Here is a 16,748-nt window from a genome sequence, read left to right on the forward strand (position 1 = left end):
AGCATATACTTTCCGGAAACCTACAGGTCAATCCGTGAAAATCCGCGATTCCGGACACACTTTTTGACCCTTAACCCCCGTCTCGCCTGTCGAGAGGGAAAGCCGCTTGAAATCTTTGAATCTGGTATAAATTCCGCTAAATTCCAACGAAAAGCGGATTTGTAGGACCTTAGCCTGTTGCGCCGGACGGAGTGTGCGTTCGCTCATGTATTAATTTGCGCCAGTTTTTCGTGCGGCCCTGAATGAGGTTTCATTTTTCTTGCAATAGTGCCATTCTGTGGCTGCCTTGGCGGCCCCACAGCGTGGGTGGGGTTGCCAATTCGAAGAAACTTCTAAGAAGGAGTAAAAATTGGCTACTAAGAACATGTTCCGCCCTCGGCAGGTTGTTGCAGCCTCAGCTTTAGCCGCCATAACTGTTGCTTCGTTGAGTGCATGCTCCACCAATAACGAGCAAACTGAAAATGCACTCAAGTCGGCTTCCTCGCCGAGCGCACAAGGCGGATCGACGGGAAGTGCGGAAGAAAAACAGACTCCTAAGAAGGATTCTCCGAAACGTCAAGGTAAGGATCAAAAGGAGGAGGCATCTCACCCGCAACAGCTGCCGGGAGTGGCGGATACTGGAACAGTTGGCACACCAGCAGAATCCGAAAATAACCATTCTCAGGGCACCGCCGACCTGTCCCAAAACTCCCAGCTGCAATCCCTGGTTCCTCGTCAGAAAACGGAAGGTGGGACCCTCAATCCGGCCACCAAGGTAGGCGGGAACTCTAGTCTTGTCCAGCCGGTTACGGTTACTCGTCCTGGCAAGAATAAGCAGGATCAGGTAGCGAAATCCCGTCCGACCTCGCCAGCTAAACCGGGCGCTGGAGAACAGGCCCCAGATGCCACCCAGCCCAGTAATCCTGGTGGGGGAACCGGAGAGCCCGGCAGCGACGCGCAGGCAGCCCTGACAGAGGCCCTCGAAGCAGCCCGTACCTCGTACTCACAGGCCAAGAATCAGGCGGCTCAAGCCGAGATGATTTTGCAGGGAGCGAACGCCCAGCTCAAACAGAAGCAGACAAAGCTTGCCGAAGTGAAAGCCAAACTGGAGGCAGCCAAGCAGAAGGTAGAACAGGTTGAAGAAAGAGTAGCCGCAAGTAGGACTGCAACGAAGAATGCTAATGCCGCGCTATTGAGGGCCCAAGTTGCTGCGAACAAGTCAGTAGAAGCAGCTCTCTTCCGACTCGAGGCGGTGAAAGCGGAAGTAAAGAAGGCTGTGGCCAATGTAGCTGAGGCAAAACACGTAGCACAATCGGCTCGTGCCGTTGCTCAGCAGAGGAAAGCTGCTGCCGAAGAAGCTAAGCAGGTGGTTGTTGATACTCAGGCGGCCTACGATTCCCTCGAAGCAGAAGTTCCAGAAGGCCAGAGCTGGCCAATCGGGGACTGGCGCAAAGTCTCTGTGCATGACCGGGAGACCCTGATCGCACACATGCTAATGGAGAAGATAAATTCCTACCGCGAGAAGGCCGGGCTTCGTCCGCTAGTTGCCAACCATGCAGCTGATCATGCCTCAAGGACCTGGGCGCAGTTCATGGCCCAGGAGGACAACCTGATACACGCTAGTGACCTTATTAGCGGAATGGATCTGAAGTACATAGACGGACTGAAGTACATCCACGCTGAGAACATCGCTTGGGTCGGAGGGGGAAAGTGGCGTAGTCCGCTGGTGCTCGCCGACGAAGTCTTTGATGCTTGGAAGAAGTCGGAATGGCATAACAAGAACATGCTGCGGGACTGGTCCTACCAAGGACTGGGGGTAGCCACCACTAAGACGGGCGGTATTTACGTGGCCCACCGGCTCTACCCAGTAGGCGAATTGCCTGAGTCTGATTCCTACAAGATAGCCTCAACCCGCCTGATAGCTGGGGTGGACGTAACTGGTGACATTACTTATGAAGGAGAGAAACTAGGAGATAATCCTGGTTACATCGCTGGCAGCGAGAACTTGCCTACGGAAGACCCAGCTGGCTTCATCAATAATGCCACCAAGCAGGAACGTCTAGAAGAAGCCCAGGCAAAGGTGGATAAGGCTAAAGCTGAAGCAGAGAAGGCGCAGGCTGTGGCAGACAGTGCCTCTGCTTCCGCTGAGGAAGCAGGAAGCGCACAGGTGCAAGCTGAAGAAGCCTCCAAGCAGGCTCGCCAGCGTCAAGAGATAGCTGAGACAGAAATAGAAAAGGCTAAGGAGGAGGCGGCTGCGGACCCACAGGTTGAGGAAGCGCAGCGGCAAAACGACGAGGCTGAAGCCCGTCAGGCAGAAGCTGAAGAGGAACTAGACTCTGCTAAGCAAGAGGAAGCTGCTGTGGCGGAGGAGGTAGTGACCGCAGAAGGTGAAGAGCAAGAAGCGCAAGATATTGCGCTGGCTGCGGCTGACAATGCGGAAAACGCGCAGAAAGCAGCAGAGGCAGCTGCCGAGAAGGTAGCTGAAGCAGGACAGGCGCTGGAGGACTAGCAGAGTATCGGGATAAGTGAGGGGCAGTTATTACACTGCCCCTCACTTTTACATTTAGAGCAGATCAGAAAACCTAAATTGTGTAAAAGGCAAACCGGCTCTAGCGCTTTATGGCTAACATAAAATGCATACGCGGATGCCCCTTCATTCATTGGTGAGTGGAAAAGGTAATACGGTAAGTCGCTACAGAGAGTCAATAACCGGGAGATTAGGCAGAATGCTATTGAGAAGCCATAGCCAGGACTAGTTAGGGCTCAAAGACGAGTACGAAACGGATTTTCTTACCTAACTCTAGGTATGTTAACAATAAACAAATGGTATTCTCTTTGGAGTTTCTTTACTGCTATGACCTAAGACTTACTGTCCGTAGAGATTTAGGTGATAGATCAATACTGTTCCAAGACAAAAGAAAAGGTACTCAAAATGTCTGAGGCAAAGAAAACGCAGATCAAGCAGGATAAATCTGACGTTGGATACGACAAGGCGTTAAAAAACCGCCACGTTCAGATGATTGCTATTGGCGGCTCCATTGGCACCGGGCTGTTCCTTGGTGCAGGTGGCCGCCTTGCACAGGGAGGACCTGCCCTAGCTATTTCGTATGCCCTATGTGGGTTCTTCGCATTTATCATGGTGCGCGCTCTAGGGGAGCTGACCATTCATCGTCCGTCCTCGGGTGCGTTCGTTTCCTATGCGCGCGAATTCCTTGGGGAGAAAGCTGCTTATACAACTGGATGGCTATTCTTCCTAGACTGGGCGGTCACGGTGATGGCAGATATTACCGCAGTTGCGCTCTACTTGCACTACTGGTCTTTGTTCGGTCATATTCCGCAATGGATTCTTGCGGCGATTGCGCTGGCTGTGGTTTTTACGCTGAACATCTTCAGCGTCAAGTTCTTCGGCGAGTTTGAATTTTGGTTTGCAGCTATCAAGATCGCGGCAATCATTGCGTTCATGGTAATTGCTATCTGGGCGATCGTGACTGGTGCGGCAGTGGGCAGTGAGCACGCGGGAATCCATAACCTAACTGCAAATGGCGGTTTCTTCCCGATGGGCGTGTTGCCAATGTTTACCCTTTCGCTCGGTATCATTTTTGCGTTCGGCGGAACGGAAATGGTCGGAGTAGCAGCTGGTGAAGCTGCGGAGGCTCGCCACGTCCTTCCTAAGGCCATTAACTCTATGATCCTGCGCATTGCCTTCTTCTACGTTGGTTCTGTGGTGCTAATGACGCTGGTGTTGCCCTGGACTGCATATTCGAAGGAAGAGTCGCCATTCGTGACATTCTTTACCGGTATCGGCGTTCCCCATGCTGGTGACATTATGCAGGTTGTGGTGCTGACTGCAGCGCTCTCCTCGCTAAATGCCGGCCTTTACGCTACTGGGCGCACGTTGCGTTCGATGGCTGTGGCAGGCGAAGCGCCAAAGATTGCTGCACGGCTTAACAAGCACAAGGTTCCGACAGGCGGCATCGCGATTACCTCACTGCTCGGGCTGATCGGCGTCCTTATCAACTACGTCTATCCGACCAACGCTTTCGAGATTGTAATGAATCTGGCTGCCATCGGTATTGCTGGAACCTGGATTTCGGTCCTCGTTTCTCACTGGGTGTTTGTGCGCAAGGCAAATGCCGGGGAAGTGGAGCGGCCGGACTACCGGTTGCCGCTGGCGCCCTGGTCAAACCTGCTAGCTATCGTATTCTTCGCCGGCGTGATCGTCTCGATGGCATTTGACACGGATGGGATTGGCAGGCAGACCCTGTACATGTTCGTTGGCGTAGCTATTGCGATGGTGATTGGTTGGTTCGCAGTGCGTAATCGTATCGATCCGGACCTAATGGACTCTATGCTTGATGAAAACATAGAGGAGCTTCCTAAGGAGTAAGCGTGCGTATTCAGGTTATCTACACTGGCGGCACCATCGGAATGGTGTCTTCTCCGAACGGGCTAATTCCGGGGGCGGACCTTGAAGGATGGTTGAAAAAACTGCTGGCTGGAACCGATCTTGAAGGGGTAGTCGGCCTCACTGAGCTGGATAAGCTTATTGACTCCTCGAACGCGACCCCAGACGACTGGGAAGCAATCTTGGCCGCCCTCGACACGTACCGAGCAGACGCCTACGTCGTGCTGCATGGAACAGACACCATGAGCTATACTGCGGCAGCTCTGTCGTATGCACGAGTCGGCAAGTCGGAGCCAGTGGTGATTACCGGTTCACAGCTACCTCTGGGAGCTCCGGGGTCAGATGCCGGCAAGAATGTCATGGGGGCACTCACCGCCGCTTCCTCTGGCAAAGCGCAAGGAGTGAGCCTTTATTTCGGTGACCACCTACTTGGCGGTAATAGGGCAACGAAGGTTTCTTCGTGGGGATTCGAAGGATTCGCTACTCCTGCTGTGCCCCCATTGGCGATTGCGGGTGGGCCCTGGCACTGGAATAAGCCCGAAACAATCGCCCGGGAACAGGAATTCCCTTTCAAAAGCCGCGCCCCCTACAAACGGCACGACGTGGCTGTAATAGATCTGGTGCCGGGTATTACAGCAGAGAGGTTATCCGCACTCGTCACTCCCAAGCCTGAGGCCGTCATCGTCCGGGCCTTTGGGGTCGGCAACGCGCCCTCTAACGAACCCGGTTTCGTAGAGGTGCTGGGGGAGCTAGTGCGAGCGGGCGTGCCCGTAGTTATCGCTTCCCAGTGCGTCCAGGCAGAAGTCGTTCTAGGTGCATACGAAACTGGAGATGTGCTGGCAGCGGCGGGCTGTGTAGGTGCTGCAGATATGACCCTGGAAGCAACCTACGCGAAGCTGGTGTTCCTGCTAAGTCAAGGCTTGACTGGTAGGCAGATTGCCGAGTGGATGCGAAAGCCTATAGCTAGCGAGCTGTAAGCGCGAAACCATAAAGGGGCGGGAGGGGAAACCTTCCCGCCCTTAGCGCGCTCTAAATGGCAGTGGAGAAAAAACTGTAGCAGAGCTAACAGGTTGCTCGACATGAGCCCAACTCCACTGTTTCTGTTGGGCTATAAGAAGCAAAATCTGAAATTTTTGAAGCCCCCCTACCTTGGCACGCTCCAAAACTTTTTAGACAGTTGTGCATTACCTGCCTAATCCGCAAACTATTAACTGCCTAGAAGGCAGAGGATACGAGGATGGAAGGACGATGTGATGGAAAAAGTCAAAACAGCAACCGGTACTAGAAAAGATATTCGATCGATCGCCTACATAATGGCGTTCACCCTGGGCTTACTTCTAATCATTGCTGGTGCGGTCATGTCTACCCCCGTACCCGCAATTGTGGGAGCACTGCTGCTAGTTGCGTGTTCAGTAGCGGTCATGATCACTGAACCAGAAGCTCTAGACATCTACGCACAGGCTTACTCGGACTCGGAGGCGTACACCCGTCACTAGAGTTGAGACATAAAATATGCTCCCCGGATGGGGAGCATATTTTATGCCCTTTTACTTCTTACGACGTTGGGCACGGAAAGATTTCATGTACCTGCGCACTTCCGGAGCGACCGTGATCGGTTTCGGCCTGTGCGACTTGTCCGTGCTTGTAGAAGTGATGTTTTCGGTGACTTCCTCAGAAACAGCCTGCACCAACATGGCGTGTCGGATCCGGCGGTCCTGCTTATCCATCTGTTTCTTGGTTTGCCCCAGATTTCGCCACACCGATATTGCCATACCGATGATTACCAACGAGAAGGGGAGTGCGCCCATAATCGAGAGCGACTGCAGTGCAGCCAACCCGATGTCAGAAGACGAAGAGCTCAGAACGGCTGCAGTTACCGCGCCAGTCATAGCTGCCCAGGTCAGTCGTACCCAAAGGGAAGGATCAGGGTTGCCAGCGGTGGAAAGCATCGAAATGACGTAGGACCCGGAATCTGAGGACGTGACGAAGAAGATCACGATTACGATGATCGCCACGCCGCAAAGTAGCTGGGAGGCTGGCAGGTTCTCAAGAGACTGGAAGAACGCTGTATTAGCGTCAATCTTTCCGTCTGCACCTGCGAATGTAACGTCGCGGAACATCTGCTGGTAGAGCGCGTTACCCCCCATTATTGCGAACCACACGAAGGTGACAAGAGTGGGAGCTGCGATCGTGCCGATGATAAATTCCCGTACTGTCCTCCCTCTGGAAATTCGGGCGATGAAGACCCCGACGAAGGATGACCAGGCCATCCACCAACCCCAGTAGTAGGTGGTCCAGGATGCTAGCCATTCGGTGCCCTTTATGCCCTGGAAGGGGAAAGTTCTAAAGGACATGTTGATCAGGTTGCCAAAGTAGGTGCCAAGATCCTGGACGAACTCGTTGAGCAGGAATGTGGTGGGGCCTAGTGCGGCTACGGCAAAGGCGAGCAGCGCAGCAACGACCAGGTTGGTGTTCGATAGGAACTTGATGCCTGCGTCCAGCCCTGATGCTACAGAGAGAGCCGCGAGGGAGGAAATGATGATAACGAGGATGATTAGGATCGTTTTGGTGGCGTGGAATCCGGTCAGATATTCGATGCCTGCGGCCACCTGGTTTACGCCTAGGCCAAGCGAGGTGGAGATGCCGAGCACGGTACCGATTACCGCGACTGCATCTACCAGGTCGCCAAAGTGGCCTTTGACTCGCTTTTCGCCCAATACTGGTTCTAGAGTCCACCTGATTGACATGGGGCGGCCACGCCTGAAGCCTGCCCAGGCAATGGATAGGCCAACAATTGCGTAAATTGCCCACGGGTGCATGCCCCAGTGCAAGAATGAAGTGCCAATCGCTAGGCGAGCATGTTCGGCGTCACTCGTAGTAGTCCCCGGAGGGGGAGTCATGAAGTGTGACAGCGGCTCAGCTGCACCGTAGAAAACCAGACCGATGCCCATGCCTGCTGCGAAGAGCATGGCGAACCAGGAAATGGTGGAGTATTCGGGTTCCTCATCTTCCTTCCCCAGCTTCAAATCGCCGAACTTACTAAACGCCACGACGAGGGCGAAGATGACACACCCCGTGGCAACTAGTACGTAATACCAAGAAAATGAACCTACGATTTGGCTGGAAACGGTAGAAATGGCGCTCTCGAATTGCTCGGGGAACACGATCGCGCTGAGGACGAACAATACGAGGATGGCGACAGAGGGGTAGAAGACCCACTTAGAAACGCCGGCGACCGCATAATCGACCTTCTTTTTAGGCTTCTTTTTTGTAACTTCAGTTGAAGATGTCATTAACACTCTTTACTATTGGGGGCATTCACCTTCGTCAGTGTTTCATCAAAATTCGCTGTTGGCTAGTTTGCGTATGTGGGAGGGCGGGCAAATCCGGCTACACTAGCAGGGTGGCTCTAGATTCATTGGTGTTGATAAATCGGTTACCGAAAACCGATGGTCAGGGACTGGCGATGGCGGTCTCTGGGGGCATAGGTGCGGGCAAGTCTACGGTGTCGGCGACGCTTGCGGAGCTAGGGGCGCAGGTAGTCAGTGCTGACCAGATCTCACATGATTTAACTGCCGGCGATGGTGATGCACTACCTCCAATTCGAGCAGCTTTTGGTAGTGCGGTGTTTCGTGCCGATGGCAGCCTAGATCGACAGCAGCTAGCCAAACGGGTGTTCGGCGATGATGAGGCACGCGCCCGCCTGGAGAGAATTATGCACCCACTGATCCAGGCTCGTGCACGCTCATTCCTAGACGCAGTAGAGCCGGGCAAGGTGCGTGTATATGACATTCCTCTTTTAGTCGAGACCGGATTTGAGACTGATCTGGTGCTAATCGTGTGGGCTCCACTGCAGGTGCGAGTGCAACGTCTTATTGGTAGAGGTTTGAGTGAGGATGAAGCCCGCGCGCGTATGGCTGCGCAGGTTAGTGACACTGAGCGATTGCAGGTAGCAGACGTAGTAGTAAATAACTCTGGCAAACAAGAAGAAGTCCGCCGTGCCATCGAAGAGGTGCTTTGGCCAAGACTTCTTGAAAGGGCATGATGACCGACTTTCCAAAAGTTGAGCGCAAAGATAAACGTTTCGAGGTTATTAGCGAGTATTCGCCTTCGGGTGATCAGCCTACCGCGATCGCGGAGCTTGCTGAGCGGATCAACAATGGCGAGAAGGACATAGTCCTGCTTGGCGCGACGGGCACAGGCAAGTCAGCGACCGCTGCCTGGCTAATCGAACAGATTCAGCGTCCAACTTTGATCATGGAGCCGAACAAGACGCTGGCGGCCCAGCTCGCCGCCGAGTTTCGGGAACTGCTGCCTAACAATGCGGTCGAATACTTTGTGTCCTACTACGACTACTACCAGCCAGAAGCGTACGTGCCGCAAACCGATACCTATATCGAAAAGGATTCCTCGATTAATGACGAGGTGGAGAGGCTTCGACATTCGGCCACGAACTCGTTGCTGACCCGGCGCGATACTGTAGTGGTTTCTTCTGTGTCCTGCATCTACGGCCTGGGTACGCCGCAGGAATACGTGGCCCGAATGGTGGCCCTTGAAGTGGGCATGCAGATCGACCGCGACGTACTACTGCGCCAATTTGTCACCATGCAGTACCAGCGCAACGACATGTCTTTTACTCGGGGGACTTTCCGAGTCCGCGGGGACACAATCGAGATAATCCCAGTTTACGAAGAGCTGGCGATCCGCATCGAGATGTTTGGTGACGAGATTGAATCGTTGACTACGTTGCACCCACTTACAGGCAACGTGGTTCGTGAAGAGGAACAGGTCTTTATTTTCCCCGCCTCGCACTACGTGGCCGGCCCGGAGCGCATGGAACGTGCACTGGAGTCGATCGAGAAGGAACTGCAGGAGCGGCTGGCAGAGCTGGAACGCGAAGGCAAGTTGCTGGAAGCGCAAAGGCTCCGTATGCGAACTACCTACGACCTCGAGATGATGCGCGAAGTAGGGACCTGTGCGGGGATCGAAAACTACTCGAGGCACATAGATGGCCGCGGTCCCGGTACGCCACCGAACACGCTGCTTGACTATTTCCCAGATGATTTTGTGCTGATCATTGACGAGTCTCACGTCACCGTGCCGCAAATTGGAGCCATGTATGCGGGCGACATGTCCAGAAAGAGGACGCTGGTGGACTTCGGCTTCCGCTTGCCATCGGCGATGGATAACCGCCCGCTCAAGTGGGAAGAGTTCCTAGAGCGGATTGGGCAGACAGTCTACCTGTCAGCTACGCCCGGAAATTACGAATTAGAGAAGTCGGACGGAGTGGTGGAACAGATTATTCGTCCTACTGGGCTGGTTGATCCTAAGGTAGTCGTGAAGCCGACGGAGGGACAGATTGATGATTTACTGGGCGAGATACAGGCGCGAGTAGCCAAGGAAGAGCGAGTCCTAGTCACTACCCTGACCAAGAAAATGGCTGAAGACCTGACCGACTACTTCGCCGAACGAGGAGTGCGAGTCGAATACCTGCACTCGGACGTGGATACGCTGCGCCGCGTGGAATTGCTGCGAGAGCTGCGCCAAGGCAAATTTGATGTGCTGGTCGGCATCAACCTGCTGAGAGAGGGGTTGGACCTTCCGGAAGTGTCACTTGTGGCTATCTTGGATGCGGACAAGGAAGGGTTCTTGCGCTCTACTACCTCGCTAATTCAAACGATTGGCCGTGCGGCCCGAAATGTCTCTGGCGAGGTCCACATGTACGCCGACAACATCACGGAGTCGATGCGTTTTGCTATTGACGAGACAGAGCGGCGACGCGAAAAGCAGATGGCCTACAACAAGGAACACGGCATTGATCCGCAGCCTCTTCGCAAGAAGATCTCGGACGTTACCGATATGCTCGCCCGCGAGGACATAGATACTGAAGAACTACTGCAAGGACACTATCGGGGGGCCCGCTCTGGTCCGAGCCGAAAAGAAATTAGTGAGGCAGATCTATCCGTGCGTGCCCGCCTGGCTTCCGCCGCAGAGGGCGATCTATCTGGTTTGATAGAAGATCTGACGAAGCAGATGCACGCCGCCGCAGCGGAATTGCAATTCGAGGTTGCTGGGCGGCTGCGTGATGAGATAGCAGACCTAAAGAAAGAACTACGGCAGATGAAGGCAGCTAACTAGATGAAAGGGCTAACTTCCAGGCAGGCTGGTGAGCTAGCGCAGGCTGGGAAAGTAAACGTGGCGCACGTGACGACGTCGCGGCCTCTTCACGAGATCGTCAAAGCGAATGTGTTTACGCTATTTAACGCCATTTTGGCTGCCTGCTTGGTAGTGGTTATAGCACTGAGGTCTTGGCCGGATGCGGTATTTGGGCTGGTTCTTGTTACAAATGCGGCTACGGGTATTTTTACTGAATGGAGGGCGAAACGCACCCTGGACAAGGTCGCAATTTTGAATACCTCCCCGTTGAATGTTCTTCGCGATGGTCAGGAAACGCAGTTACGGCCAGATCAGATCGTGTTAGGAGACTGGCTGCGGATAAAACGCGGCGACCAGATTCCTGCTGACGGGGTAGTTGAAGAAGCTCAAGGCTTTGCCTGCGACGAGTCGATCCTTACCGGTGAATCGAGAGCCCAGAAGAAAAAGAACGGCGATGAAGTGCTGTCAGGCGCGACCGTTACTGCAGGTAGTGCGCTGGTTAGCGTGAAGGCCGTCGGAGATGATTCCTACGCTGCTCGGCTGGGCGCAGACGTGCGAAAGTTTAAGCTTGCCAAGTCCGAGATCGCAGACGGCATCAACCGGATTATCGTTCTTATTGGCCGGGCGATCCCCATCATGGTGCTTATCCTGGCGTGGTCACAAATCCACGTGGCCGGCGGATGGAACCGGGCGCTAGGCAACGGTGCCTGGCGAGGCATAGTTATTGCGGTGATTGCCGGAATAGTGGGGATGATTCCACAGGGGCTCGTGTTGTTGACGTCCGTGAACTTTGCTACGGCCTCCCTAAAACTGGTGAAGAAAGGCGTGCTCGTCCAGCAGATGCCGGCTGTTGAAGTGCTCGCCCGTGTCGACACGCTCTGCCTGGATAAGACCGGCACTTTGACGAGTGGTCGGATCGAGCTAGGTGATATCGTGCCACTTTCAGGCGGTGGCCGCCCACTTCATGCGTGGCAGGATCCGAAAGATCCCGCCAGGGCATTCGCCGATAGCGAGCCCGAGGCCGCACGAGCTCTGGCGGCGCTGGTAGCTGATCGCGTAAACGAAACGGCGCAGGCCATCGATGATGCTCTGGAAATAGGACCAGCTGAGGGCAAAATAGATCCCTTTGACTCGGGGCGGAAGTGGGCAAGCTTCACTACCCAGGGCGTCACGTGGTATTTGGGCGCGCCAGAATTTATTGCTACCTCTGAACAAACTATGCAAGCCGTTGAGCGGGCTGCAGAAAACGGTACAAGAGTACTGCTGCTGGTAAGAGCCGACGGGAAACACTCTGACCTTGCCCCTTCCCGAACCGACTGGGCACTAATCGCGTGTGTAGAACAACTTCGCCCGGACGCAAACCGCACTTTGCAGTACTTTAGGCAGCAGGGTGTACGTTCCCTGATCATCTCGGGTGACAACCCAGTCACTGTAGCTGCGGTGGCAGCAAAAGCAGGCATGGAATCTCCGCGGGTAGGGGATGCTCGCGACCTTCCTAGAGACATTAGCGAGATAAGCGAGGTACTAGAGAATATTGATGTGCTAGGGCGCGTTTTGCCAGAACAGAAGCAATATATTGTGCAGGCTCTGCAGGCCACCGGCCACACTGTAGCCATGACAGGTGATGGGGTAAACGACGCGTTGGCGCTAAAGGAGGCTGACCTGGGAGTTGCCATGGGGTCTGGCGCTCCGGCTACCAAGGCTGCCGCGAAGATCGTGTTGTTGAACGGAGAGTTTTCTGCCTTGCCACCGGTTGTGGCCGAGGGGCGCCGAGTACTGGCGAATATGGAGAGGGTATCGTCACTGTTCTTGACGAAAACTGTCTACGCAACAATCATTGCAGCCCTGGTCAGTATTTTTACGATTCCGTATCCTTTCTTGCCGCGGCATCTGACGCTCATTAGCGTGTTCTTCATTGGGCTGCCGGCTTTTATTTTGGCTTTTTCGCCCACAAACCAGCGCTATCGCAGAGGCTTCTTGCGCCGCACGCTGTCAATCGCTCTGCCCAGTGGTGTTGTGGCGGCCGGATGTGTCTTCTTCGCATACTGGTGGACTGCCAGGGGAATACATGCCGGTAGAGCCGATGCTGCCACGGTCGCTACTATCACTCTGGCCCTGATCTCGGCTACAGTCTTGGCTTTGGCTTCCAGGCCCTTGTTGACCTGGCGGGGCCTGCTGGTGGGGGCTATGGTCGCAGCTGTCGTGGGTGTCATTGCTGTGCCAGATCTGCGATTCCTCTTCTCGTTAGCTTTCCCTGCCCGGCAGCTATGGCAAGTGGCTGCCATTGCGGGAACGGTTGGGGTGGTGCTCGTGTTGGTGGCAGCCAAGATGCGAAGCACCACATTAGGGCGTCAGCGTCGTCGTAGCTGACGCACGCCTTGTACACTTGAGGCGGAGGGGAGTACTTCCAGAAACATTGGGGTCGTCATCACGGCGCAAGCCCGGTCCCATAGCCTTGCAGGCGGAAAGAGACCTCCGTGTATTTTTGGTACCGGAGGATAAATAGTTGGACGTACACATTCTTGGGTGGATAGGTCTGTCCGCCATGATCATCGGCATGATCATCTTCGATATTATTGCCCATATTCGTACCCCTCACGAACCTACTTTGAAAGAGGCAGCACTTTGGTCTGCCATCTACGTCGGGTTGGGACTGTCCTTCGCACTAATTGTGTGGGGTATCTGGGGTGGTTCCTTCGCGACTGAGTATTTGGCGGGATTCTTGACCGAGAAATCTCTGTCGCTGGATAACCTCTTTGTTTTCATCATTATCATCACTGGGTTCAAGGTTCCCCGCCGGGATCAGCAGATAGTGCTGTTGTGGGGGATCGTTATTGCAATTCTCGCCAGGTTAGTGTTCATTTTGATGGGGGCGGTTATTATCAACCGCTTCGCGGCAGTGTTCTACCTTTTTGGCGCATTCTTGGCTTACACCGCGATCAATCAGGCGCGCGAGGGCGTGGGCTCCCTTGAAGAGGAACAGCAAGAAGAATACAAAGAGAACGCCCTAACTAGGTGGGCGCGCAAGATCTTCCCTGTCACCGATGGGTTCGTGGGGGATAAGTTCTTCCACCGCCACAGTGGCAAAACCTACCTGACTCCCATGCTGCTGTGTGTTGTTGCTATTGGCTCGGCCGACATCATGTTTGCAATGGATTCAATTCCAGCTATTTTCGGACTAACTAACGAGCCGTATCTGGTGTTTGCCACTAATGCGTTCTCTTTGCTGGGCTTGCGGCAGCTTTACTTCCTGATTGGTGGCTTACTCGAGAAGCTAGTGTTCTTGCACTACGGGCTTGCGCTGATCCTTGGTTTCATTGCAGTGAAACTATTCCTCCACGCCCTGCACGAGGCACCAATATTTGGTTCTGAAACTTGGGCACAGGCCCTTCCTGAGCCGTCTATCGCGTTCTCGATGGGCTACATCATAATTGTTATTGCGATAACTACAATCGTCTCTTTGTGGTATACAAAGAAGCACGCAAAGTAAAGTTTTCCCCCTACAATTGCAGGGGGAAAATCTGTTAATACGTCATCGCTAAGAGGTCGTGCACCATGGTGGGCCTGGTGCGGATGCCGTCATGCTGGAACTCATTGGTATGAAGTACCCGGATCCCTTGAATTTGGGAAGCGGTCTCGAGCGAGAGCGGGGCCGGCACGAACATGTCGTTCTGGTAGACCGCCGCAGCCACAGGGACCTGATTGGAGTTTAGGACTTCGGGTAGATAGGTGAGCGGGAAATCGGTTTGCTCTGCCAGTACATCCATTGCCCCTACAGTCCCCGCCATAGCGGGATCTTCGGTAAAAGCCTCCCGATAGAAATGTTCCCCTGACAGGTAGAAGGGCTCTGCCGAGCTAGGATCAGTAGCAAAATTGGCTTGTGCTAGGCGCTGTGCTGACCACTGCGTTGCCTTCCCAGCAGCGGCAGGGCCCGCCCCGGCGTAGGTAAATTCGTGGATGAGCGCGTAAAGAGGCGCTGCCGCATTAGAGATCACTCCGGCAAGGTCAGTAAGGAACGAATAGCTGAGACGGCGCGAGGAGCCGCGGCTACCTGCGAAGGGATCTTCATACAAATAGTGCAAGGAATCAAAGCCAGCAGTCATTCCTAAGCCCAGACCAGACATGCGGAGTCTGGGCACGGTCAGTTTCTCTCCGGTAGGAAGGTATTCGTCTACCTCGCTAATGTGCTGGGCAACCTGTCGGATCGTTTCGGCCGAGCCGGGGTATACGTCCTCGAACTGTTCGTTGCGGCGGATAGCCTGCGCGAAAGTAAGTTCATAGATGTCATCTATGTGCCCCAGGTGTGGGAGGCCTCCGGTTATCGCGGCTCGCTCTATTCCCTCTGGGAAAAGGGAAAGATAGGCGGTGATGCAAAAACCGCCGAAGGACTGTCCTACCAGCGTCCATGGGGGCGCTCCAAGTGCTCTGCGCAAAGCTTCACAATCGGCAACAATGGAGTCTTGCCGGAAATGGCTCAAGTAGGCAGCGCTTTCCTCGGCAGAAAGCTCGGAAAGGTAGCGGGCATCTATTGGCGAGGACAGCCCGGTTCCGCGCTGATCAATCTGAATTACGCGGTAATGATCCAGGGCCCAATCCATCCACCCGGAAGCGGGGTTCGCCGGACGCATCCCCTTAGTGCCTGGTCCGCCTTGCAAATAGACCAAAAGAGGACGATCTTCGCCGCCTTGCCGCACAAATTCACGGGAGAAGAACGTGATTGTGCGCGGATCGCTTTCAGTGCGGAAATCAAGGGGTACCTCGAGCCAGCGTTCAATAATCTTATGCCCATGCATGACAAACTCATGAGTCTTCATCAGGACCTCCTTCTTGCCAACGTCTGTGCCAACGACGCACAGACCACTAGTTGTAATTGATGGAAAACAATGATTGGTACGGTAACCGCAGCCACCGTAGCCGTTGGGAAAATGATTGCTGCCATAGGAAGCCCGGTTGCAAGGGACTTTTTCGACCCACACATGAGCACGACTATGCGATCTGCCATAGGCATGCCCAGGGCATTTGCACCAAACCAGGTTACCGCCAGCATCACAGCCAATATCAGGACAGAAGCCAATATCAGAAACAGGACCTGCTTCAGCTGAATCTGCGCCCACAGCCCGCGGGCAGTAGCTCCCGCAACCGAAGAAGCCACAATTAGCAAGATGGTCGACTGGTCTACCCCTTTAGTAAGCCCCCTATGGGCGCGAAGCCACCCTCCGATCTTCGGCTGGAGTAGTTGCCCGGCTATGAAAGGCACGAGCAGTTGCAGAAAAATGTTTCCGATCGAACCTAAAGACACCCCTGAAGAAGTGCCCATGACAAGCATTACCAGCAGGGGAGTAATGACCATGCCAACAATGTTAGAGATGGTCGCTGAACACACTGCCGCCCCAATATTGCCTCGGGCAATAGAAACGAAGGCTACTGACGACTGCACTGTGGAAGGCAACAAGGTCAGATAGAGAATCCCAGTGGCAAAAGTCTTCCCGAGCAGCGATAGCCAAAGTGGATAGGTAACGCAGCCCAAAATTGGGAAGATAACGAACGTCGCCACAGCTACAGAGCCCTGTACCTTGATGTTCTTCAGGCCAGCAATAACCTCCGCAGTAGACAGTCTTCCCCCATACAGGAAGAACAGCACGATCACCGCGAAGGTACCAATCACCTCTAGGCCCGAGATAGCCCAGGAAGGAATCGGCACAAAGATGCCCAGGGCAAGGACAAGCAGAATCCCAATAATGAACGGATCCGCAAACGAGGAAAGAGCAGGCGGCAGCTTCCTCACTAGGCAAATATCCCGATAACAGGATTCCAAGTACGTGCGGTGCGCTTGGCTACGAAACCACCAACAAAGAACGGGTCTTCCCCAAGCAACTCAAGCGCCTCGCCCTCGGAAGCAGCATTGAGTAGAAGCACCGCACCAGGAGCTCCAGATCCCTCCAACGGTCCCGAAGCCACCACAATGTCCTTTTCAAAAAGCGACTGCAAGTGAGCCCGGTGCTTGGGCCGCACCTCATCCATCTGCGCAGACTTCGATTCGTCGTAGAGGTATTCAACTAAAACTTTCACTGCAGTACTTCCTATCGGTTGGAACTTCCCTTGCAAGTTTACGCGTGCGCCCGACGGCTAGGGCCAGTTCATCATCGATTAGCTGACCGAAGAGCACCACGGCTATGCCGCCGGAAAAGCCACCACTCAAGTATCGCCC

General features: G+C 54.3%; 12 protein-coding genes. 8 read left to right on the forward strand and 4 right to left on the reverse strand.

Going from position 1 to position 16,748, the window contains the following annotated elements:
* Positions 1-349: 349 nt before the first annotated feature.
* The 4 genes from QP400_RS05020 (at position 350) to QP400_RS05035 (ending at position 5,880) form a co-directional block, all read left to right on the forward strand.
* Complete coding sequence (locus QP400_RS05020) at positions 350-2,488, forward strand: CAP domain-containing protein (protein ID WP_048707418.1); 2,139 nt, start codon at positions 350-352, stop codon at positions 2,486-2,488.
* Positions 2,489-2,911: 423 nt separating this feature from the next.
* On the forward strand, positions 2,912-4,366 hold the full coding sequence (locus QP400_RS05025) for an amino acid permease (protein ID WP_048707415.1): 1,455 nt from the start codon (positions 2,912-2,914) through the stop codon (positions 4,364-4,366).
* Between the two features lie 2 nt (positions 4,367-4,368).
* Positions 4,369-5,361, forward strand: coding sequence for an asparaginase (locus tag QP400_RS05030; protein WP_048707412.1), 993 nt, complete (start codon positions 4,369-4,371; stop codon positions 5,359-5,361).
* Positions 5,362-5,637: 276 nt separating this feature from the next.
* A complete protein-coding gene (locus tag QP400_RS05035) occupies positions 5,638-5,880 on the forward strand; it encodes a hypothetical protein (protein ID WP_004805004.1) in 243 nt (80 codons plus the stop codon).
* A 51-nt stretch (positions 5,881-5,931) separates the two neighbouring features.
* On the opposite strand, the gene QP400_RS05040 is transcribed toward QP400_RS05035, so the two are convergent.
* Positions 5,932-7,677 carry a BCCT family transporter gene (locus QP400_RS05040; RefSeq protein WP_004805006.1) on the reverse strand — a complete coding sequence of 582 codons (1,746 nt, stop codon included), beginning with the start codon at positions 7,675-7,677 and terminating at the stop codon, positions 5,932-5,934.
* A gap of 110 nt (positions 7,678-7,787) precedes the next feature.
* Here QP400_RS05040 and coaE point away from each other — a divergent pair, with 110 nt between their 5' ends.
* From coaE to QP400_RS05060, 4 genes are all read left to right on the forward strand, one after another.
* On the forward strand, positions 7,788-8,429 hold the full coding sequence (gene coaE, locus QP400_RS05045; protein WP_204369650.1) for a dephospho-CoA kinase: 642 nt from the start codon (positions 7,788-7,790) through the stop codon (positions 8,427-8,429).
* Entirely contained in the window at positions 8,429-10,522 is a 2,094-nt protein-coding gene (uvrB, locus tag QP400_RS05050; protein ID WP_048707407.1) for an excinuclease ABC subunit UvrB, read from the forward strand. Before coaE ends, uvrB begins: the two co-directional genes overlap by 1 nt.
* Positions 10,523-12,910 (forward strand): HAD-IC family P-type ATPase, encoded by a 2,388-nt coding sequence (locus tag QP400_RS05055; RefSeq protein ID WP_048707406.1) that lies wholly within the window; start codon positions 10,523-10,525, stop codon positions 12,908-12,910.
* A 136-nt stretch (positions 12,911-13,046) separates the two neighbouring features.
* Positions 13,047-14,030: a TerC/Alx family metal homeostasis membrane protein gene (locus QP400_RS05060; protein WP_048707404.1), complete on the forward strand. Its 984-nt coding sequence runs from the start codon at positions 13,047-13,049 to the stop codon at positions 14,028-14,030.
* A gap of 34 nt (positions 14,031-14,064) precedes the next feature.
* Here the strand turns inward: QP400_RS05060 and QP400_RS05065 are convergent, their stop codons facing one another.
* From QP400_RS05065 to QP400_RS05075, 3 genes are read right to left on the reverse strand one after another with little or no spacing between them, the layout of a single operon-like run.
* Positions 14,065-15,354 carry an alpha/beta fold hydrolase gene (locus QP400_RS05065; RefSeq protein WP_070424985.1) on the reverse strand — a complete coding sequence of 430 codons (1,290 nt, stop codon included), beginning with the start codon at positions 15,352-15,354 and terminating at the stop codon, positions 14,065-14,067.
* Complete coding sequence (locus tag QP400_RS05070) at positions 15,354-16,325, reverse strand: bile acid:sodium symporter family protein (RefSeq protein ID WP_048707400.1); 972 nt, start codon at positions 16,323-16,325, stop codon at positions 15,354-15,356. Before QP400_RS05070 ends, QP400_RS05065 begins: the two co-directional genes overlap by 1 nt.
* Positions 16,325-16,609 carry a YciI family protein gene (locus QP400_RS05075; protein WP_082149289.1) on the reverse strand — a complete coding sequence of 95 codons (285 nt, stop codon included), beginning with the start codon at positions 16,607-16,609 and terminating at the stop codon, positions 16,325-16,327. The genes QP400_RS05070 and QP400_RS05075 overlap by 1 nt, the downstream gene beginning before the upstream one ends.
* Positions 16,610-16,748: the final 139 nt, after the last annotated feature.

This window comes from Winkia sp. UMB3158 (assembly GCF_030217145.1).
GTDB lineage: Bacteria > Actinomycetota > Actinomycetes > Actinomycetales > Actinomycetaceae > Winkia > Winkia anitrata.

Bases quoted from the DNA above. Each gene is read 5' to 3' on its own strand.
- QP400_RS05025 (WP_048707415.1), top strand. From the start codon at position 2,912: ATGTCTGAGGCAAAGAAAACGCAGATCAAGCAGGATAAATCTGACGTT.
- uvrB (WP_048707407.1), top strand. From the start codon at position 8,429: ATGACCGACTTTCCAAAAGTTGAGCGCAAAGATAAACGTTTCGAGGTT.
- QP400_RS05055 (WP_048707406.1), top strand. From the start codon at position 10,523: ATGAAAGGGCTAACTTCCAGGCAGGCTGGTGAGCTAGCGCAGGCTGGG.
- QP400_RS05035 (WP_004805004.1), top strand. From the start codon at position 5,638: ATGGAAAAAGTCAAAACAGCAACCGGTACTAGAAAAGATATTCGATCG.
- QP400_RS05040 (WP_004805006.1), bottom strand. From the start codon at position 7,677: ATGACATCTTCAACTGAAGTTACAAAAAAGAAGCCTAAAAAGAAGGTC.
- QP400_RS05065 (WP_070424985.1), bottom strand. From the start codon at position 15,354: ATGAAGACTCATGAGTTTGTCATGCATGGGCATAAGATTATTGAACGC.